Below are 20,834 nucleotides of genomic sequence, written 5' to 3'. Positions count from 1 at the left end.
TCAGGTTTAAAAATAGAAGAATATTATTCCAACTAAAATAATCTACATTCAAATATATAAATATAAGCATTTTAGTCGGATTTAAAAACTAATAAAATTACATAAAATAATAAAAAATATTTAGAATAAATTTTAACTCATATAAATATATATTTATTATTTTCAAATACTTATAAATATATATTTATTTAAATTGTATCGTCTATTTATTTTTTAGTTACAATAGATTAATAATATACAACAAGTCATATAACAGGCTTAGTCGAATGAGCTTAGTTCCCAAAAATCTAAACCAGAGAGTGGTTAGAGAAATAACCGCTATTTTAATTATCAAGGTTATTTTACTCATGATAATTAAAAACATCTGGTTTGATGCGCCTACGATTCCTAAAAATTTTGATAACCAAGTCGCCGAGCGTATCGCCGGTAATCCTTCCCAAATCCAGGAGACACGTTGATGATTTCTGAAAGCGTGGTCGATCTCTCGCGGTTCCAGTTCGCCATGACCGCGATGTATCACTTTATTTTTGTTCCACTGACGCTAGGTCTGGCATTTCTGCTTGCCATTATGGAAACCACCTATGTGATTTCCGGCAAAGAAATCTATAAAGACATGACCAAGTTCTGGGGAAAACTGTTTGGTATTAACTTTGCCTTAGGGGTAACCACCGGCCTGACCATGGAGTTCCAGTTCGGAACCAACTGGGCTTATTACTCGCATTATGTCGGTGATATTTTCGGTGCACCGCTGGCGATTGAAGGTTTGATGGCCTTCTTCCTTGAATCGACGTTTATTGGCTTGTTCTTCTTTGGTTGGGATCGCCTGTCCAAAGTACAACATCTGGCAGTGACCTGGCTGGTAGCTTTAGGTTCGAACATGTCTGCGCTGTGGATTCTGATCGCCAATGGCTGGATGCAAAACCCGGTTGGTTCTGTATTCAACTACGAAACCATGCGTATGGAAATGGTGGACTTTGCTGCACTGATTTTTAACCCGGTCGCTCAGGTTAAATTTGTGCATACCGTATCTGCCGGTTATGTCACAGGTGCTATTTTTGTACTGGCCATTTCAAGTTATTACATGCTGAAAAAACGTGACTTGCCGTTTGCACGCCGTTCTTTTGCCATTGCAGCCATCTTCGGGCTTGCCTCTACACTTTCGGTGATTTTACTGGGTGATGAATCAGGTTATGAGCTGGGCGATGTACAGAAAACCAAACTGGCAGCAATTGAAGCAGAATGGGATACCCACCCTGCACCTGCACCATTTACTTTGTTTGGTATTCCGAATAAGGAAACTATGACTACAGATTATGCAGTGAAAATTCCTTATGTGATGGGTCTGATCGCTACACGTTCTACGACTGAACAAGTCACGGGTATTAAAGACCTGCTGGTTCAGCACGAAGCGCGTATCCGTAATGGCATGGTGGCCTATTCACAACTGGAAAAATTACGTGCTGGTGATCAGTCTCCAGAACTGAAAACCGCTTTTGAAGAAAGCCAAAAAGACTTAGGCTACGGTCTACTTCTGAAAAAATACACGCCAAATGTCGTTGATGCCTCTGATGAGCAAATCAAAGCAGCTGCTAAAGACACTATTCCACACGTACCAAGCCTGTTCTGGGCCTTCCGTGCCATGGTGGCTTCCGGCTTCCTGATGTTGCTTCTATTTGCACTGGCAACTTTTGCGGTAGCAAAACGTAATGCTGAAAACAAACCATGGTTATTGAAATTTGCATTATTTGCACTTCCTCTGCCTTGGGTTGCTGCGCAAACTGGCTGGTATGTGGCAGAAGTAGGTCGTCAACCTTGGACCATTGGTGAGGTATTACCGACGCATCTTTCAGCATCAAGCTTAAGTACAGGTGATGTCTGGGGTTCAATCCTTGCATTGGCAGCATTCTATACCGTGTTACTGATTATCGAGATGTATCTGATGATCAAGTTCTCACGTCTTGGCCCAAGCTCACTGCATACCGGTAAATACCATTTTGAAAAGCTTGCAGCTGCAGAGAAGGCAAATGAGGAGACTCACGCATGATCGAATATGAATTATTAAAAATCATTTGGTGGGTGCTGGTCGGCGTATTGCTGATTGGCTTTGCCCTCACCGATGGCTTCGATATGGGCTCCATGGCGATCATGCCATTTGTGGGAAAAAATGATAGCGAGCGCCGTGCAGCGATCAATACCATTGCTCCGCATTGGGACGGTAACCAAGTCTGGTTTATTACTGCCGGCGGTGCTTTGTTCGCTGCCTGGCCAATGGTCTATGCAACCGCCTTCTCTGGCATGTACTGGGCACTGTTGCTGGTACTGTTTGCCCTATTCCTGCGTCCGGTCGGTTTTGACTATCGCTCAAAATTGGAAAATACCAAATGGCGCAATTCATGGGACTGGGGTCTAGCCATTGGTGGTGCAGTGCCTGCATTGGTCTTCGGTGTGGCATTCGGCAACATGTTCCTGGGTGTACCATTTACTTTAGATGAAACTGTACGTTCTACTTATACTGGTAGCTTCTTTGCCCTGCTGAATCCGTTTGCGATTGTCTGTGGTCTGGTCAGTTTATCGATGCTGTGTGCACATGGTGGTGCATGGTTAATGCTGCGTACTGATGGTGACCTACGCCAACGTTCTGCCAAAGCAACACAAATCATGGGTCTGGTTTATCTGGTTACCTTCCTGGCTGCAGGCGCTTGGCTGTACTTTGGTGGTATTCAAGGTTATACACTGGTTACACCTTTTGATACCAATGGTGTTGCCAACCCGCTCGCCAAAGAAGTGCTGACCAATGCCAATCCAGGCTGGATGAATAACTACTCGACTTATCCAATCACGATGGCAGCGCCTATTGCCGGCATTTTGGGCGGTTTGATCATTGTACTGGCAGCAGGTAAAAATAAAGCAGGCTTGAGCTTCCTGGGTTCATCTCTGGCAGTTATCGGTGCAATTCTGACTGCTGGTTTCGCCCTATTCCCTTTCCTGATGCCTTCAAGCATTAACCCGGTTGCAAGTCTGACCATGTGGGATGCGGTATCTAGTAAAAATACCTTAACCGTTATGACCGTTGCTGCCTGTATCTTTGTTCCACTGATCCTGATCTATACCACTTGGTGTTATTACAAGATGTGGGGCGTGATTACCAACAAACACATTGAAGATAATTCACACAGCCTGTACTAAGAGCTGTGTTCTAAGGAGACAAGATTATGTGGTATTTTGCCTGGATTCTGGGTGTACTGATGGCGTGTTTTGCCAGTGTGATTGCTGCCATTTACATGGAACAACACCAAGACCTGGATGAGGAATAAAACATGACCGAAGCTGCGCTTGAGAAAACCGTTGTAGACAAGAAACCAAACAAATTTGCGATGATGATTTCCTGCCTCCTGGCTTTTCCTCTCGCAGCAGTGTTATTGGTTCATCCTTCTGCAATGCTGGATGCCAATGGTGAATATAGCCATAGTGCCATGATGTATATCATGATTGGTATTTCTGGAGGCTTTGTCCATGGTGTTGGCTTTATGCCGCGCCACTGGTTCTGGAAATGGTTGTTTAGCCCTTTCCTAGCATGGCCTTTAATGATCTGGGGTTATTACACCTGGTTTCTCAGTTAAAGTATGAAATTAAAAAGCCCTCATTTGAGGGCTTTTTAATTTCATACGAATTCTAAAATATTCTTCTTTTTTCTTCTGGCCAAAACAGGATTTTTAAAACAACTTATTTTAAGTATATAAAAAGCCGGAACCAGTCCGACTTTTAGAATGATTTATCGATGGGTATGAATCGACATCACAATGCCCATCCCGGCCAGCATGGAAATCACTGCCGTTCCACCATAACTCATGAGCGGTAATGGATCTCCAGTTACAGGTAAAATCCCGCTCACCATGCCTGAGTTTAAAAATACAAAGAAGAAGAAAGTCAGTCCCATGGCTCCAGCATATAAACGGCCAAAGTTATGAAAGCTGTTTAAACCAATCATCAGACAGCGAATAATAATGGCAGTGAATAAACTAAACAGCAGGAAAACACCGATAAAACCGAATTCTTCGGCATAAGTCGACATAATAAAGTCAGTATGATGTTCAGGCAGATAACCTAAATGTGATTGGGTACCTTCGGTATAGCCTTTGCCCGTGGAACCACCTGAACCAATCGCAATTTTGGACTGGATGATATTCCAGCCTGCACCCAAGGCATCCGATTCCGGATCAAATAACGTGGTAATACGTTTTTTTTGATACTCTTGTAATACAAACATCCATGCAGCCGGAGCTGCCACGGCTACTGCAGCGGCTGCACCACCAATCAGACGCCACGACATCCCACTTAAAAATAGAACAAAAATACCGGGAATCACCAAGCCAATGTTCAAGTCAGGCTGAAGCGCCACCAAAACAAATGGTACGCCCAATAAAATCAGAGCCCCCACAATATGCAAAAATTTGGGAGGAAACGGCTTACGTGCAAAATACCATGCCATCATCAAAGGCATCGCAAATTTCATCACCTCACTCGGTTGCATGCTTCCTACCCCCGGCAAGGTAATCCAGCGGGTTGCACCCAAGCGTTTTTCACCAATCACAAAGACCAGAAGCAGCATGAAGATCCCGAAGGCATACAGGTATGGACTAATCGCCTGATAGACTTTCGGTGGAATCTGCGCACAGATAAACAGCAGCACAAAACCAATTCCAAAACTGATCGCCTGACGCACCACCATGCCAGAGTCTTCGGATGTCGCGCTATACACCACCATTAAACCCAGGATTGCATTGAGAACTAGAAAGCACAATAACCAGGGATCAAGGTGCAACTTGGTCCATCGAGATGAATCTTGCGGGTTAATACTACGTCCATCACGCAAAGAGTGACGTAAAAACCGATACTGCTGTGAAGGTATCATTGGCCAAAAGGTGAAAAAGAATGATGGCAAAATTATAAGTGAAAGCTATAGCGAATAGATCGCTATAGCCAGATTTATTCTGCTTTTATTTAAATATTATTTGAATATATTTTTAAGCCTGAGCCTGTAAAATCAGTTTGGCCAGTTCCAGATCGTCCGGATAGGTAATTTTAATATTATCGGAACGCCCTTGTACTACACTCACCTGTTCGCCGATATGTTCCAGCGCACTGGCTTCATCAGTAATCGTAGCACCATCTTGCAAAGCCTGCTCAATCGCCCGTTTCAACACACCTAGCTTGGCCATTTGTGGTGTTTGTGCCTGCCATAGCATTGAGCGATCCACTGTTTCCTCAATATCAAAATTGGTTACTACACGCTTAAGTGTATCTCTTACTGGAATCGCCAGAATCGCAGCCTGATCATTTGTAATCGCCGTATTGACTAACTGTTGCAGACAATCCAGACCGACACAGGGACGCGCCGCGTCATGTACCAGCACCCACTCATCTTCAGAAGCGATTTGAGATAAATACGTGAGTGCATTTAACACGGAATTCACCCGCTCGGCACCGCCCAGACAGAAATGGGCTTTCTCTTGACTGGAAAATGGCAGCATTTTTGCGACGTTGTCCTGTTCACCAATCGCCAGGACATAACCCGCCAAAGGCAGTTGATTCAGACGAGCCACCGTATGTTCAAGAACAGTTCGCTCTTGAATCATCTGATATTGTTTCAGTTCTGTTTTGGAGAAACGGCTACCGGAACCTGCAGCTGGAAGAATGACCCAAAGTTTAGGGTGTGGTTGGTGCTTCGGCTGACTCATTGGTTCGCAGGTCTACTTTAGAATTAGGATTAAGATAGATCGGTTTATATTGAGTACTGATCGTGCTCATTTGAATAAAAGTTTCGCGTGGCTTAATCAGACCAAGATCTAAACGCGCATGTTCTTCGATGGCTTCAATACCATTCTTCAAATCATAAACTTCTGCCGCCAGAACGCGATTACGCTCTTTCAGCTCATCATTCAATTCCATCTGTTGCTGGATTTTCTGGGTCAGTTGCTGATGATCATGATAACCACCTTCACCAAACCAGTATAAATATTGAAACCCTGCGATCAAAATGATCGCAAGGCCCAACAGTACTTTACTCGCAGTCGAGTCGAATACATTTAACATTGACATAAGTCGCTTAGTTCAAACCTTTGAACTCAGCTTTACCGCGATATGCAGCATTAGTCAATTCTTCAATACGAAGTAATTGATTATATTTCGCTACACGGTCAGAACGGCAAAGTGAACCAGTCTTGATTTGACCCGCTGCTGTACCTACTGCAAGATCAGCAATCGTTGAATCTTCCGTTTCACCTGAACGGTGTGAAATTACAGTAGAGTAACCATTCTCTTTCGCAAGGTAGATGGCATCTAAAGTTTCAGTCAAGGTACCGATCTGGTTGTATTTGATCAGAATCGAGTTACCCACTTTTTCGTTGATACCACGTTGCAGAATTTTCGGGTTCGTTACGAACAAGTCGTCACCAACCAACTGGATCTTGTCGCCAAGAATAGAAGTCAGGTAAGACCAGCCTTCCCAGTCAGATTCGTCCAGACCATCTTCAATCGAGATAATTGGGTACTGGTTTACAAGACCTGCTAAATAGTCAGAGAACTGGTTGCTTGTGAACGCTTTGTTGCCTTCGCCCGCAAGAATGTACTGACCATTTTTGTAGAATTCTGAAGATGCACAATCCAGCGCAAGCATGATGTCAGAACCTGCTTTGTAGCCAGTTTGACCAATTGCTTCAAGAATAACCGTAATTGCTTCTTCGTTTGAACGTAAGTTCGGTGCAAAACCACCTTCATCACCTACCGCAGTGTTTAAACCTTTTTTGTTTAATACTGATTTAAGTGAATGGAAAATTTCAGCACCGGCACGTAGCGCTTCAGAGAATGAAGTGAAGCCTACTGGCTCAATCATGAATTCTTGAATATCGACGTTGTTGTCTGCATGTGAACCACCATTGATGATGTTCATCATTGGTACAGGCATGGTCAAAATCGTTTGACCGCGAAGATCTGCGATGTATTGGAAAAGAGGAATTTTCTTTTCTTCAGCAGCAGCGCGCGCAGCAGCCAAAGACACTGCCAAAGTTGCGTTTGCACCTAATTTTTCTTTGTTTTCAGTACCGTCAAGCGCGATCATCGTGTTATCGATGTCTTTTTGTTCGAATACTGATTTACCGACCAAAGCGTCACGGATTAACGTATTGACGTTATTTACCGCAGTTTTAACGCCTTTACCTAAGTAACGCGCTTTATCGCCATCACGAAGTTCTAAAGCTTCACGAGAACCAGTTGAAGCACCAGATGGTGCACATGCACGGCCAACTACGCCAGATGCTAAGATTACGTCTGCTTCGATGGTAGGGTTACCACGAGAGTCCAAAATTTCACGTGCACGAATGTCAACGATTTGGCTCATGAACTATTCCTCAGTTGATTAATATGAGCTGCCTATACGGCAGCGCAAGAGTGATAAACTCAGTGTGTATCTAACTTTTCGAAACCTTTAACCAAGGTATCCAATTCTTTTAGCTGTGCCAGGAACGGCTCAAGCTGAGACATGCGCAGCGCACATGGACCATCACACATGGCTTTTTCCGGATCTGGATGTGCTTCCAAGAACAAGCCTGCAAGACCCGTTGCCATACCCGCACGTGCAAGCGTTGTAATTTGCGCACGACGACCACCGGCAGAATCTGCACGGCCGCCTGGGGTTTGTAAGGCATGGGTTACATCAAAGAACACCGGGACATTCATTTCTTTCATGATGTCGAAGCCCAGCATGTCTACAACCAGATTGTTATAGCCAAATGCCGAACCGCGTTCACAAATGATCAGCTTGTCATTTCCGGCTTCCAGACACTTATGCAAAATATGACGCATTTCGTGTGGAGCCAGGAACTGGGCTTTTTTGATGTTGATGATCGCATCGGTTTTTGCCATTGCTTCAACAAGATCCGTCTGACGGCTTAAGAAAGCTGGCAATTGAATAATGTCTGCCACTTCTGCAACAGGAGCCGCTTGGTACGGCTCATGCACATCGGTGATGATCGGTACATTAAAGTGTTTTTTAATGTCAGCTAACCACTCGAGACCTTTTTCCAGGCCAGGCCCACGGAAAGAGTTCAGGCTTGAACGGTTGGCTTTATCAAAGCTGGCTTTGAACACATAAGGAATGCCCAAACGTGTGCAGATATCGACATAAGTCTCTGCGATTTCAAAAGCCAGGTCTTTAGATTCAAGTACATTCATTCCGCCGAATAATACAAATGGCAAATGATTTGCCATTTGTATATCGCCCAAACGTACAATTTCTTGTGGTTTTAATTGCGACATTTAAACTTCCCTAGTTGTGTCCTACGCACCGATTATTTGGTTTTTTGGTACTGCTTTTTCGCAGCATCAATGAAACCGGCAAACAATGGGTGACCATCGCGTGGCGAGCTGGTAAATTCCGGGTGGAATTGTACTGCAATAAACCAAGGATGTGCAGGAATTTCAACAGTTTCTACCAAATGCTGTACCGGAGAATAACCAGAAATCTTCATGCCTTTTTCTTCCAGCACTGGGATATAACGGTTGTTCATCTCGTAACGGTGACGATGGCGCTCGATGATTTCTTCAGAACCATAAACTTCTGCAGTTTTAGTCCCTGCAACCAGTTCAGATTTTTGCGCGCCAAGACGCATCGTACCACCCAGATCAGAATCAGCAGAACGTTGCTGAACTTCACCACGCTCATCTAACCATTCAGTAATTAAACCAATCAATGGAGATTTCGTTGAACGGTTAAATTCAGTCGAAGTCGCATCTGCAATACCAGCAACATTACGTGCGTATTCGATCACAGCCAACTGCATACCCAAGCAAATACCGAGGAACGGCACACCGTTCTCACGTGCGAACTGAATCGCCTTCATTTTGCCTTCAGTACCGCGCTCACCAAAACCGCCAGGAACCAGAATCGCATCAGCATCTTTCAATACTTCTGCTACATCTTGGCTTTCAAGCTCTTCAGCGTTTACGTAGTCAATCTGAACTTTCACACGGTTTTGAATACCCGCATGTAGAAGTGCTTCGTTGACAGATTTGTAAGCATCTGGAAGTTCAACGTATTTACCAACCATTGCAACACGTACGGTGTATTCAGGATTCAGCAGTGCTTCTACAACGTTATCCCAATCTGTTAAGTCAGCTTCAGGAAGATCGTTATAACCAAAACGTTCACAAATTAAATCGTCAACATTTTGTTCGTAGAATGTACGTGGAATCTGGTAGATCGAACGTGCGTCTTTACATACCACAACGGCACGTGCTTCAACGTTGGTAAATAATGCAATCTTACGCGTCGTATCTGCATCTACATCGTATTCTGTACGGCAGATGAGAATGTCTGGCTGAATACCAATCGACAGGAGTTCTTTAACAGAGTGCTGTGTTGGTTTGGTTTTTAATTCTGCTGCAGACTTAATGTATGGGAGTAACGTTAAGTGCATTAACATGGTACGTTTATGACCAAGTTCAACCATTAACTGACGTACAGATTCCATGAATGGGAGAGATTCAATGTCACCTACAGTACCGCCGATCTCTACGATCGCAACGTCATAACCTTCGCCTGCACGAAGTACACGCTCTTTGATATTGTCAGTAATGTGTGGAATAACTTGCACAGTACCACCCAGGTAGTCACCACGGCGTTCTTTGTTCAGAACATCCTGGTAAACACGGCCTGATGTGAAATTATTCAGTTTGGTCATTTTCGCACGACGCAAGAAACGTTCGTAGTAACCCAAGTCTAAGTCTGTTTCAGCACCATCTTCTGTAACAAAAACTTCACCATGCTGGAATGGGCTCATTGTCCCTGGATCGACATTAATGTATGGATCCATTTTTACCATGGTCACTTTTAAACCACGAGCTTCTAAAAGTGCAGCAACAGAAGCAGCTGAAATACCTTTACCTAGTGATGAAACTACACCACCAGTAACGAAAATAAAATGGGTCATTGGGTTTCTCGTACAATCGAGCCTAAATCGGCCTGCAATGTTGCGCAATTTTACTTTACCTTGTACCTAGAAAGCAAAGTCAATCCGCATCAATTCAAAGAACAATAAACAATTGACTATTCTAACAGCAATTCCTATAAAAAATTACAGTAAGTTCATATGATTTCTATCTTGCATTTTGCTGCTATAATAGTGTATCCACTCCACACTTTTATGTTTGATGCAATGATGATGAAGAAACTTTTAATCTCCACCCTAATCCTGACTGGCCTGACATTAACTGCGTGTGTAAAAAAAGAAGCACCAAAAGAAGAAGAGCAAGTAGAAGTTACTCCAGCATCTGAAATCTCGACTCCAGAACCAACGCAATTTGAACCGCTTGAACCTGTAGAGCCAGCGGCAATTGAAGAGGAAGTAGCGCCAACGGTTGAAATTCAACGTGAGCAAACTGAAAACACCACGACTGAAATCCGTCGTGAAATCAAAAAACCAGAAACTACTGAGCCGGCACCAGTGCCTGAAACCCGCGAAGAACCTGCGTCAAAGCCTGCTGCGACCACATCTAAAACCAATTCAAATCCAGAAAACAAGTCTGAGGATGATGCGGTTGCTGACGCAATTGCCGCAGCGATGCCAGCACTTGACTAATTACAGTATCATTCATCAAAAAACCCAGCAGATGCTGGGTTTTTTATTGGAACTTTTTAAGCGGATACTGTTGCCGGTGCACGAGATAAGTGAATCAAATAGTCTGCCATTAGTCGGGTAGCCCAAGATTCGGTTTGCATCAAGCCCTGATAAAAGCCGCAATGACTGCCTTTTTTGGTGGTAATCACCATAATATTAGACATCGCCCGAATTTTTTCTTTATAAGGTTCTAAATTTCGGATGTGACAAACCGGATCATCCTCCGCATTTAAAATCATCAGTGGGATTTTGACACTTTCAAACACATAAATCGGATTGGTTGCCTGAGTATAACTGGCATAATCCGCAAATCCGGCCAGTTCAAAATAGAGTTTTTCAAATTCGGACAGATCTTTAACTTCTAATAACTGTTTCCAGCTTGGGCAGACCTGCCAGGTTTCTTGATAAGGATGAATAAAGCGCTTAATCAGTTTTTTGGCCATGACTTTACTGTAAAACGGATGCACATTGGCAAAACCGGTTTCAGTGTTATAGCCAGGGCATAAGGCAAAAGCCGCTTTGAGTGGGGTTTGTTCACCTTCTTCGCCCAGATAACGCACTAACAATCCCGTACCCGCAGAAGATCCAACCCCATAGAGATCGGACTGAGGAAATCTGTCCTGTATATACAAGAGCTGCTCACGCAAATCCTGAGTTGAACCAAACAGGTTCATTTTAGGCACAGGCATGGGTAAGTCTGCATGACCACGGCGTAAACACAATGCCACACGCCAACCGGTATGTTTATGCAGATCACGAACCAGTTCACGCATCGATTCAGGAGAACCGGTTATCGTATGCAATAAAACAATGGTAGGGGTATTTGCAGGAAGATCCAGTCCATACCAGGCAATACCGGTAATTCCGCCATCTGACATTTTCAGCTGTTCAAGCGCGTCATATTTCAGCTTAATGGTACGTTTTTTAATTAAATCGAAATATAGAATATGTGCGTGTGCATTAGCTAACCACGGCGTAGGGCGATATTTTTGTTGCAGCTGCGGTAAGCGTTCAATGAGTCCCGAAAATACACCATTCGGATTGTAATACAGGGTCGGCTCGTCTGCTCCGCTGAAACGATCCAGATATTCACTGGAAAGCTGACCCAATTTTTTAAGCAACATTTTCATCTGTCATCCCCCTCTAGTTGTACTAGCTGTGATTTACAAATTTCATGCCGACTTGAATCAATAGTTCGAATTAAGTTTTAGCTTGGAATGATTGCATCCGCTGGCCCATCTGTACAGCCAAGGCCTCAAGTCCGGACTTAGGTCGAATCATGACTTCAAAATCAATCATCTGACCCTCTTCATTAAACTGAATCATGTCAACTCCCTTTAGTTTTTTATCGCCCACATTGGCAGAAAACTCAAGTACGACATTGTTACCATCTTCACTTATAAATTCACGGTGATAAGTGAAGTTTTCAAAGACTTGAATGACATTGGTCAAAATAAAAAATACCAACTGTTTTCCAGGATAAGGCTGAAAAGCCACAGGCGAACGAAATACCACTTCTTCAGCAAGCAGCTCATTCAAGATCGACATATCACGGCTTTCTAGCATCTCATGCCAGCGTGCAATGGATTTTTTGGTATTTTCGATGGTCATTTTGAATTCCTTTTTTGTTATTAAAAAATTAATCTCCCTCACCCCAGCCCTCTCTTGCACTTCGTTTAAAGCAGTACTTTAAACTCGTTCAGGGAGAGGAAGATAACACTTTTTATACCGATTTATCCCTCTCCTTTTAGGAAAGGGTCAGGGAGAGGTTAATAAAGTTTGGCTTTTTAAATTAAATCACCGCCGCCAATTCAGCACCCTGACGGATGGCACGTTTGGCATCCAGCTCACCTGCTTCTTTCGCCCCACCAATCAGATGCACATTTTTACCCGCCGCTTTTAGCTCATCAAACATGGCGGTATAAGATTCCTGACCAGCGCAAATGATCACGTGATCGACTTCTAGTACCGCAGGTTTGTCATTTACGATTATATGTAAGCCCTGATCATCAATTTTTTCATAATTGGCGCCCGCAATCATTTTTACATCACGGTGTTTTAAACCAGTACGATGAATCCAGCCTGTGGTTTTACCCAAACTTGCGCCGACTGAAGCGGCTTTACGTTGCAATAAATAAATTTCACGTTGCGGTTTTTCTACATTTGCAGCTTTTAAGCCACCGACATTTTCATAGTCAGTATCAATACCCCATTCATCATAGAATTTTTCCGGATTGATACTGCCACTTTCTCCTTCATGACTCAGGAATTCGGCTGTATCAAAGCCAATACCACCTGCACCAATAATGGCAACTCGCTGACCCACTGGCTTACGTTCTTTCAAAACGTCCAGATAAGACAATACTTTTGCATGATCAATGCCTGGAATCTCAAGCTGACGCGGTGTCACGCCTGTTGCCACCACAATGTCATCAAAGTTTGACTGAGCCAGCTCTTCCAGACTCGCCTTATGATTCAGTTGCAATTTGATACGTGGCTGTAATTCAATCTGGCGTTTGAAATAACGCAAGGTTTCATAAAACTCTTCCTTGCCTGGAATAGTCTTGGCAATATTAAACTGTCCACCAATCTGAGCAGCGGCTTCAAATACCGTCACCTGATGACCGCGATTTGCCGCATATACAGCAAAACTTAAACCTGCAGGACCTGCACCAATCACGGCAATATTTTTTGCCACATTGGTTTCTTTAAAAATGAGCTCTGTTTCATAGCAGGCACGTGGATTGACCAGACAGGTGGCAATTTTCATTGAGAAAATATGATCCAGACAGGCCTGATTACAACCGATACAGGTATTGATCTCATCGCTACGACCCTGCTCCGCTTTCAAGACAAACTCAGAGTCTGCCAGCATTGGGCGGGCCATGGAAATCATATCAGCATCACCAGATGCCAATACATATTCAGCCATTTCCGGAGTATTAATACGGTTTGAAGTGATTAAAGGAATCTTCACCTGACCTTTCAGCTTACGCGTGACCCAAGTGAAGGCTGCACGTGGCACTTTGGTGGCAATCGTCGGAATACGCGCTTCATGCCAGCCAATGCCAGTATTGATAATGGTCGCACCGGCTTTTTCAATTTCTTTGGCCAACTGGATGACTTCTTCCAGAGTTGAACCGCCTTCGACCAGATCCAGCATAGATAGGCGATAAATAATGATAAAGTTCTCACCGACCATTTCACGGGTACGGCGTACGATTTCAATCGGGAAACGGATGCGGTTTGCATAGCTTCCACCCCACTCATCATCACGATGGTTGGTACGCGCGGCAATAAACTCATTAATCAGATAGCCTTCCGAGCCCATGATTTCTACACCGTCATAACCGGCATATTTAGCCAGCTTGGCACAATTGGCAAAATCATCAATGGTTTGTTGCACTTCAGCCGAAGTTAAAGCATGGGGTTTGACTGGATTGATCGGTGCCTGAATTGGGGATGGCGCGACATTTTCGGCCTGATAAGAATAACGCCCGGTATGTAAAATCTGCATGGCAATTTTCCCGCCCGCCTCATGTACGGCCTGGGTAATCACCTTATGCTTTTCAGCTTCTTCAAGAGTGTCAAGTTTGGAACCACCATGAAACGTCACCCCATCATCATTTGGAGAAATCCCGCCGGTGACGATTAAAGCGACTCCACCTTTGGCACGCTCTGCATAGAAAGCTGCCATCCGATCATATCCGCCGGGTGCTTCTTCAAGACCAACGTGCATGGAACCCATTAATACGCGGTTTTTAAGTGTGGTAAAACCCAAGTTCAATGGGGCAAGTAAATTCGGATATTTAGACATTTCAACTCCTGAGCATGCGTTTAGGCTGGCTATTGTTTTAGCAACTGGCAGTTTGATCCCTCAATCTTTCCAGTTTAATGCAACTTGTTGCACTAATTTATATGCCAGAATTGATTTTTATGCAACATGTTGCATAATAATCCCGAGTCACTTTTTTGAGACGTTTATGTCTTTAGCGCATGTTTTATTGACCAGCCTGATTGAAAAACCTAGCACCGGAATCGAACTGGCTCGCCGTTTTGACCGTTCCATGGGCTTCTTCTGGAATGCCACTCATCAGCAGATTTATCGCGAGCTGAATGCCATGCTGCAAAAAGGCTGGATTTCGACGATAGAAGAGGAAGACTCGAATAGCCGCAAAAAGACTTATCAGGTAGAACGTCTGGGCCGCGAAGAACTGGCCAACTGGATGTTGCAACAGAGCCCACCAGCACAATTACGTGAAGAGCTGATGGTACGTTTACGTGCCGAAGCCCAACTTGGTGGCAATAACACTTTGGCAGAGCTGGAACGCCATCTGGAACTGCATAAAGAGAAATTGAAAACCTATCAGCAGATTTTTGCCAAGGACTTTGCTCAAGCGGACGAAACTGACCGTACCTTATATATTCATAAAATGATTCTGCAACTGGGAATTGATCAGGAACTGGGTTGGATTTCCTGGCTGGAACAGGTTATTCCGCGACTGCAACAATTTGACGCACAACAATTATAAATACGGAGACACACATGCCCTTTTATCGCATGCCCGATGGTGAACAGCTGTTTGTACGCGAATACGGTCGGGGACAGCCGGTACTGGTACTCTCTGGACTTGGCATGCTGAGCTGGCAATGGAAAGCTTTTCTCTATCCGCATCAGAAAAATTTCCGTTTCATTATTCCAGAATGGCGCGGCTTTGGGGCTTCCAGTCGCTGTAAAATTCCGCCAGATAGGGATGCGATTTCCAGTCACTGGTTGGATATTCAGTCGGTAATTCAACAGCTCAATTTAGATAAATTCATTGTGCTTGCTTACTCTATGGGCGCAACCACAGCAATGCACGGCATACATTATGGCAACTTTTCCAGTCAGATTTCTGCTTATTTACATATCGATCAAACACCTAAAATTCCGGTCGATGATGCTTGGGCTTTTGGACTTTTTGGTCCACGTCATCAGGAATTTATCGACATCCTGCAGCAGCTCTCTGCCCTACTTGCACAATACCAGCAAGTTGAATTGATCCGCGATCTCGACATTTCGGTACGTAAACAAATCGCTGCCCTATGGCTAAAGTTTATTCAGCTACAAAATGAACAAAAATATAGTCTGAAAGCTTTCGCATTTATCCTAAATCAACCTCGCCTGCAAAGCCTGTTATTACCTTCCAGCCGGGTGGATTATATGGCGTGGTATATCAATAATTATTTATATCATCGTGAAGATTACCGCGAGGCTCTAGCTCAGCTTAGCTGTCCGGTGACCTTCTTTAGCGGTGTACAATCCAAGTTGTATCCTTTTGAAGGTCAGCGCCTGATTGCAGAAAGCCTGCCTCATGCCAAACAGATAATTTTCAGCAAGTCTGGCCATACGCCTTTACTGACTGAACCGCTAAAATTTTCCCGAGAACTTGGCATCTTCTTGAAAGAAAATTCGCAATCTAGCGGTTCAGCTACCTAAAGATTCAGGAGACAGAATAATGAAAAAGCTGGTGGTCTTTTCCGGTGCAGGCATGAGCGCCGAAAGTGGCATTAATACTTTTCGTGACAGTGATGGACTTTGGGAACAGCATCGTATAGAAGAAGTCGCCACACCCGAAGCCTGGGCCAAAAACCCACAACTGGTACAACGCTTTTATAACGCCCGCCGTAAAAATATTCTAGAAGCACAGCCAAATGCTGCCCACCAAGTGATTGCGGATCTTGAAGATAACTTTGATGTGCATGTAATCACCCAAAATATTGATGACTTACATGAACGTGCCGGCAGCTCCAAGGTGATCCATTTACATGGCAATATTCGTCTGGCCAAAAGCTCAGGCCCCGACGCACAAAGCACGACCGAGTTTTATCCAATTGAAGGTTCTGAATTAGATTTAAATCAACACTTTTGCAAGGCAGGATATCCGCTGCGTCCTCATGTGGTCTGGTTTGGCGAAGCCGTGCCCGCATATGAAGAAGCTCAAGACTGTGTACAGGATGCCGATATTTTTGTGGTCATTGGTACCAGCCTGCAGGTTTATCCGGTTGCCGGATTAATTCATGAGATTCCTGCAAGCTGTCAGGCCTATTACATCGACCCGAAAGCCGAGAAGCAGCATTTGCCTGGGCAGTTTTACAAAATCCCCCAAAACGCGACCGATGGCATGCAAACACTGCTAGGCTTACTGAAATCCGGGAATTAAATCTTTATGCGCTGCATTCTCTGATTGACAGCATGCAACAATCAATTTTTAATCAGCTTATCGTTGCAAGAATGGAATTAAACCATGCTGTCTGATCTGGATGACTTTTACTGTTTCGCGCAGGTAGTGGAACATGGCGGCTTTAGTGCGGCCGAACGCGCAACCGATATTCCCAAATCCAAACTCAGCCGCCGGGTGTTTAATCTGGAAGAGCGTCTGGGTGTACGTCTGATTCAGCGCAGTTCGCGTCATTTTGCCGTGACCGATATCGGCATGAATATTTATCGGCATGCACAGGTGATGCTGAGTGCTGCACAGGCAGCGCATGATTTGGTGGATCATCTGAGTACCGAACCGCGTGGAACCATTAAAGTCAGTCTGCCAGTCTCTATTGCCCAGAATGAACTGGCAAAAATTCTGCCAAATTTCCTGAAAAAATATCCCGAAATTAAAGTCCAGATGATGATCACCAATCGACGGGTCGATATTATCAATGAAGGCTTTGATCTGGCCTTACGTGTCCGTTCCAGCCTGGATGATGACCCAAATCTGGTGATCCGCCAGTTTGAAAAAATTGAGCAGCATTTATTCGCCAGTCAGGGTTATTTAAATGAATTTGGTGAACTAAAAAACCCAGAGCAACTGGCTGAACATAAAATCCTGAGTATGGCCGAAGACCATACCGAACAGTTTCTAACCTTACAAAATGAACAGCAGGAACAAAAAAAAATTCGTGTCAGTCCAACGGTTATGGGTTCTGACTTAAATATGCTGGCACAACTGGCCGCGTCAGGCTCAGGCGTCACTTTGTTGCCAGATAACGTGGTCGAGCAGTACGTGGCAAGTGGTGAACTGGTTCGAGTGCTTCCTGACTGGAAAGCACCGCATGGTATTTTCCATGTGGTTTATCCTTCACGTCGCGGCTTATTACCTGCAGTAAGGGTCTTTATTGATTATCTGGTCGCTGAATTAAATCGGCGCTAAATGAAGTACTTTTGAGAAAAACTAGACAAAAAAAATAGCTCATTCTTGGGGAAAAATGAGCTAGAGAAACTTTCACTACAGCATAGTGAGCGAAAAAAAGGGAACCTATGTATCTGACTCTTAGTTTAATCAGATATAAAATCCTAAACCACTGTTTAATGTAGTGTTTTGTATGTTTTCGTCAGCAAGAACGAGTGAGTTGTAATTTATGTAAGTGGATTATCTGAATAAAGATCATTCAATCAATATTTTAAATTTCCGGATACTCACCTGTGCCTTCAGGCCAAGGCGACAAGACTTCAAACCCGGTTTCGGTGACATAGACCATATGTTCCCATTGCGCCGACCAGGATTTATCCGTGGTGACTACAGTCCAGCCATCTTTCAGCTCTTTGACGCGGGCTTTTCCCATATTCACCATCGGCTCAATGGTAAACACCATGCCTGGAACCAGTTTAATGCCCTGACCTGGCTGACCGTAATGCAGAATGTTTGGCTGCTCGTGATAGACCTTACCGATGCCGTGACCGCAATATTCGCGCACGATGGAATAGCCTTCACGCTGTGCGACCGTTTGAATCGCATAGCCGATATCACCTAGAGTCGCGCCCGGCTTCACCGCATGAATCCCGGCCACCATGGCTTCATAGGTGGTATTGACCAGTCGCTTGGCTTCTGGAGAAGGAGTTCCAACATAGTACATCCGGCTTGTATCACCAAAATAACCGTCTTTAATAATGGCAACATCAATATTGATAATATCGCCATCCTGCAGAACGACTTTCGATGATGGAATGCCGTGACAAACCACTTCATTCGGTGAAATACAGGTGGTTTTGGTATAGCCATAATAGCCAATATTGGCGGGCGTCACTTTTAAGGTATTTACAATAAAATCATGACAGAGATCATCCAGATATTCAGTCGTGACACCTGGCTTGACATGCTCCCCGATCATCGCTAAAACTTCTGCAGCCAAACGCCCAGATATCCGCAGTTTTTCAACATCTTGCTCAGTTTTAAGACTAATCGCTGGAGCGCGCATATACCTATCCTCACTATGAATCCCTGAATTATAATCCCTTTTTTGCGAAATATGTCGCAGTTGTTGAGTTTCAGTACAGCAATTTTCCTTGAAATAGGACTTTTCACTGCTGCTTATTTGTACAAACAATAACTGACATATTTTGATAGCAAGTGCAGATATTTATTGAGCTTATAAGGAAAAATATATTTTTCAGCGATTTATCAAACATATATTTCTACCAAGATTTGAATGACTGGTTATATGATTCGCAAACTCACTAGAATCAAGGCTTCCAGCCTTAAAATAAACTCCAAAAAATTGGACATATACACTAAAATCGCTTTCTTTTGTTCTATTGATCTCCCTTTATGACAAGTCTGCGTACCCGGGATATTGTCGCCCTAGGTTTTATGACCTTTGCACTGTTTATTGGTGCGGGCAACATTATCTTCCCACCGATTGTGGCTCAACAAGCCGGTGAACACGTATGGCTCGCTGCTTTAGGTTTCCTTATTACAGCAGTCGGCTTACCCGTGATTACCATTATTGCGTTGTCTCGCGTTGAAGGCTCCATTCAGGCACTAAGCTCGCCTCTGGGCAAAGCAGCCAGTATTTTGCTGACTGTAATCTGTTACTTAGCTGTTGGCCCTTTATTTGCGACGCCACGTACCGCAACCGTTTCTTATGAAATCGGTTTTTCATCTTACTTTGGCAATGAATCTGGCAGTCTGCTCATTTACAGCATCATCTATTTTGCTGTGGTGACCATCGTGTCCTTATATCCCAATAAGATTCTGGATACCGTCGGCTATTTCCTGTCGCCACTTAAAATTATTTCTTTGATCATTTTGGGTGTAGCAGCCGTGATGATTCCTGCCAGCAATCCGCCTGCAGCGATCGATAATTACGTTACCAGTCCAGTGACTGAAGGCTTCGTAAATGGTTATTTAACCATGGATACTTTGGGCGCTTTAGTTTTCGGTATTGTGATTGTCAAAGCCATTACTTCACGTGGTGTAACCGATAAAAAACTGATTACCAAATATGCAGTGAATGCCGGCATTATTTCTGGTATTGGTTTAACTCTGGTGTATTTAAGTCTGTTTAAACTTGGACTAGGTAGCCATGAGATTGCACCAAATGCAGCCAATGGTGCCATTATCCTGCATGCATATGTACAACATGCTTTTGGCGATATGGGTGCTTACTTCCTGTCCGGCATGATTTTTATTGCCTGTATGGTCACTGCAATTGGTCTGACCTGTGCCTGCGCTGAGTATTTTTCCAGCTTGACCAAAATTCCGTACAAGATCTTTGTATTTATTCTGGTGGGCTTCTCACTGGTGATTTCAAATCTGGGTTTAACCAAACTGATCGCTGTTTCGGTTCCAGTCTTAAGTGCGATTTATCCGCCTGCCATTAGCGTCATTATGCTGAGCTTCTGTGCAAACTTCTTCAAGAAACCATCTCATGTGATTGCGCCAGTGACCCTGGTGGCCTTGATCTTTGGTATTTTTGATGGATTAAAAGTCGCTGGTTTTGAATTGCCTGCATTACTGCAAAATTTACCTCTATCAGATCAGAATCTGGCCTGGTTTATCCCGTCCATGATTGTATTGCTGATTACAGCTGTGATTGACCGTATTAGAAACTAAAACTTCTAGGATGTCTGAAAAATCGTATTTTTACCCAAAATCCGGTTTGAGCGTGATCAATAATTGTCAGGTTTTACCCAAACGGACATTTATTGTTTCTTAATAATGACATCAAATCACCGCTGTAAATCTTGATACTAAGATTTTCTATAAAATATGATGTATAGAATTGCACTTTAATTATTTTATTTTTTATATAAATAGATCTCTTGCGAAAGTAAAAAATTGTTTATACTAGCCCCATGAAATATGAAAATTTAACTAGATTTAATGATGGGGAATTTAAACGACT

Annotated in this window: 21 protein-coding genes; 11 read left to right on the top strand and 10 right to left on the bottom strand. The window is 43.7% G+C overall.

All coding sequences use genetic code 11. From position 1 onward, the window contains the following. Window positions 1–266 precede the first annotated feature (266 nt). Genes cydP through NI462_RS11910 form a run of 5 tightly spaced genes read left to right on the top strand, consistent with a single transcriptional unit; the run spans window position 267 to window position 3,620 of the window. Complete coding sequence (gene cydP / locus NI462_RS11930; protein ID WP_004645265.1) at window positions 267–458, top strand: cytochrome oxidase putative small subunit CydP; 192 nt, start codon at window positions 267–269, stop codon at window positions 456–458. Next, window positions 458–2,044 (top strand): cytochrome ubiquinol oxidase subunit I, encoded by a 1,587-nt coding sequence (locus tag NI462_RS11925; protein ID WP_222112184.1) that lies wholly within the window; start codon window positions 458–460, stop codon window positions 2,042–2,044. Before cydP ends, NI462_RS11925 begins: the two co-directional genes overlap by 1 nt. After that, a complete protein-coding gene (cydB, locus tag NI462_RS11920; protein ID WP_004645267.1) occupies window positions 2,041–3,186 on the top strand; it encodes a cytochrome d ubiquinol oxidase subunit II in 1,146 nt (381 codons plus the stop codon). Before NI462_RS11925 ends, cydB begins: the two co-directional genes overlap by 4 nt. Window positions 3,187–3,212: 26 nt before the next feature. Beyond that, complete coding sequence (gene cydX / locus NI462_RS11915; RefSeq protein ID WP_004278713.1) at window positions 3,213–3,314, top strand: cytochrome bd-I oxidase subunit CydX; 102 nt, start codon at window positions 3,213–3,215, stop codon at window positions 3,312–3,314. Between the two features lie 3 nt (window positions 3,315–3,317). Continuing rightward, window positions 3,318–3,620 carry a cyd operon YbgE family protein gene (locus NI462_RS11910; RefSeq protein ID WP_004278714.1) on the top strand — a complete coding sequence of 101 codons (303 nt, stop codon included), beginning with the start codon at window positions 3,318–3,320 and terminating at the stop codon, window positions 3,618–3,620. 152 nt (window positions 3,621–3,772) lie between these two features. Here the strand turns inward: NI462_RS11910 and rodA are convergent, their stop codons facing one another. The 6 genes from rodA to pyrG all read right to left on the bottom strand — a co-directional run bounded on the left by rodA (window position 3,773) and on the right by pyrG (window position 9,986). Next, window positions 3,773–4,912: a rod shape-determining protein RodA gene (gene rodA, locus NI462_RS11905; RefSeq protein WP_004645269.1), complete on the bottom strand. Its 1,140-nt coding sequence runs from the start codon at window positions 4,910–4,912 to the stop codon at window positions 3,773–3,775. A 112-nt stretch (window positions 4,913–5,024) separates the two neighbouring features. Beyond that, a complete protein-coding gene (ispD, locus tag NI462_RS11900) occupies window positions 5,025–5,738 on the bottom strand; it encodes a 2-C-methyl-D-erythritol 4-phosphate cytidylyltransferase (protein WP_005100062.1) in 714 nt (237 codons plus the stop codon). After that, window positions 5,707–6,099 carry a septum formation initiator family protein gene (locus NI462_RS11895; protein ID WP_004645271.1) on the bottom strand — a complete coding sequence of 131 codons (393 nt, stop codon included), beginning with the start codon at window positions 6,097–6,099 and terminating at the stop codon, window positions 5,707–5,709. Before NI462_RS11895 ends, ispD begins: the two co-directional genes overlap by 32 nt. A 7-nt stretch (window positions 6,100–6,106) precedes the next feature. Continuing rightward, a complete protein-coding gene (eno, locus tag NI462_RS11890) occupies window positions 6,107–7,396 on the bottom strand; it encodes a phosphopyruvate hydratase (protein WP_004278719.1) in 1,290 nt (429 codons plus the stop codon). Between the two features lie 59 nt (window positions 7,397–7,455). Continuing rightward, a complete protein-coding gene (gene kdsA, locus NI462_RS11885) occupies window positions 7,456–8,313 on the bottom strand; it encodes a 3-deoxy-8-phosphooctulonate synthase (protein ID WP_005100054.1) in 858 nt (285 codons plus the stop codon). A 32-nt stretch (window positions 8,314–8,345) separates the two neighbouring features. Continuing rightward, window positions 8,346–9,986, bottom strand: a complete 1,641-nt coding sequence (pyrG, locus tag NI462_RS11880; protein ID WP_005100051.1) for a CTP synthase — start codon at window positions 9,984–9,986, stop codon at window positions 8,346–8,348. Between the two features lie 228 nt (window positions 9,987–10,214). Here pyrG and NI462_RS11875 point away from each other — a divergent pair, with 228 nt between their 5' ends. Then, window positions 10,215–10,634, top strand: coding sequence for a hypothetical protein (locus tag NI462_RS11875; protein WP_035341811.1), 420 nt, complete (start codon window positions 10,215–10,217; stop codon window positions 10,632–10,634). A gap of 56 nt (window positions 10,635–10,690) precedes the next feature. Here NI462_RS11875 and NI462_RS11870 read toward each other — a convergent pair whose 3' ends face one another. The 3 genes from NI462_RS11870 to NI462_RS11860 form a co-directional block, all read right to left on the bottom strand. Continuing rightward, window positions 10,691–11,803 carry a YheT family hydrolase gene (locus NI462_RS11870; protein ID WP_005100043.1) on the bottom strand — a complete coding sequence of 371 codons (1,113 nt, stop codon included), beginning with the start codon at window positions 11,801–11,803 and terminating at the stop codon, window positions 10,691–10,693. A 70-nt stretch (window positions 11,804–11,873) separates the two neighbouring features. After that, window positions 11,874–12,284, bottom strand: coding sequence for a nuclear transport factor 2 family protein (locus NI462_RS11865; protein WP_005100041.1), 411 nt, complete (start codon window positions 12,282–12,284; stop codon window positions 11,874–11,876). Between the two features lie 181 nt (window positions 12,285–12,465). Further along, the gene (locus tag NI462_RS11860; protein ID WP_005103416.1) at window positions 12,466–14,490 is read right to left on the bottom strand and encodes an NADPH-dependent 2,4-dienoyl-CoA reductase; all 2,025 of its coding nucleotides are present in this window, start codon (window positions 14,488–14,490) and stop codon (window positions 12,466–12,468) included. A gap of 166 nt (window positions 14,491–14,656) precedes the next feature. Between NI462_RS11860 and NI462_RS11855 the strand changes: the two genes are divergently transcribed. From NI462_RS11855 to NI462_RS11840, 4 genes are all read left to right on the top strand, one after another. Then, a complete protein-coding gene (locus tag NI462_RS11855) occupies window positions 14,657–15,205 on the top strand; it encodes a PadR family transcriptional regulator (RefSeq protein ID WP_004645277.1) in 549 nt (182 codons plus the stop codon). A 14-nt stretch (window positions 15,206–15,219) separates the two neighbouring features. Then, window positions 15,220–16,152: an alpha/beta fold hydrolase gene (locus NI462_RS11850; RefSeq protein WP_180037338.1), complete on the top strand. Its 933-nt coding sequence runs from the start codon at window positions 15,220–15,222 to the stop codon at window positions 16,150–16,152. Between the two features lie 19 nt (window positions 16,153–16,171). Beyond that, window positions 16,172–16,876 (top strand): SIR2 family NAD-dependent protein deacylase, encoded by a 705-nt coding sequence (locus tag NI462_RS11845; RefSeq protein WP_253160758.1) that lies wholly within the window; start codon window positions 16,172–16,174, stop codon window positions 16,874–16,876. An 84-nt stretch (window positions 16,877–16,960) separates the two neighbouring features. After that, the gene (locus NI462_RS11840; protein ID WP_004278733.1) at window positions 16,961–17,860 is read left to right on the top strand and encodes a LysR substrate-binding domain-containing protein; all 900 of its coding nucleotides are present in this window, start codon (window positions 16,961–16,963) and stop codon (window positions 17,858–17,860) included. A gap of 250 nt (window positions 17,861–18,110) precedes the next feature. On the opposite strand, the gene map is transcribed toward NI462_RS11840, so the two are convergent. Beyond that, on the bottom strand, window positions 18,111–18,905 hold the full coding sequence (gene map, locus NI462_RS11835) for a type I methionyl aminopeptidase (RefSeq protein WP_004645281.1): 795 nt from the start codon (window positions 18,903–18,905) through the stop codon (window positions 18,111–18,113). Window positions 18,906–19,255: 350 nt separating this feature from the next. Here map and brnQ point away from each other — a divergent pair, with 350 nt between their 5' ends. Further along, window positions 19,256–20,542, top strand: coding sequence for a branched-chain amino acid transport system II carrier protein (gene brnQ, locus NI462_RS11830; protein ID WP_148334894.1), 1,287 nt, complete (start codon window positions 19,256–19,258; stop codon window positions 20,540–20,542). Window positions 20,543–20,834: the final 292 nt, after the last annotated feature.

Origin of the sequence: Acinetobacter lwoffii (assembly GCF_024129715.1) — a bacterium.
In the GTDB taxonomy this organism is placed as follows: Bacteria; Pseudomonadota; Gammaproteobacteria; order Pseudomonadales; family Moraxellaceae; genus Acinetobacter; species Acinetobacter lwoffii_U.
The sequence above is the reverse complement of the archived record's forward strand: the minus strand, read 5'-3'. Positions and strand labels throughout refer to the sequence as shown.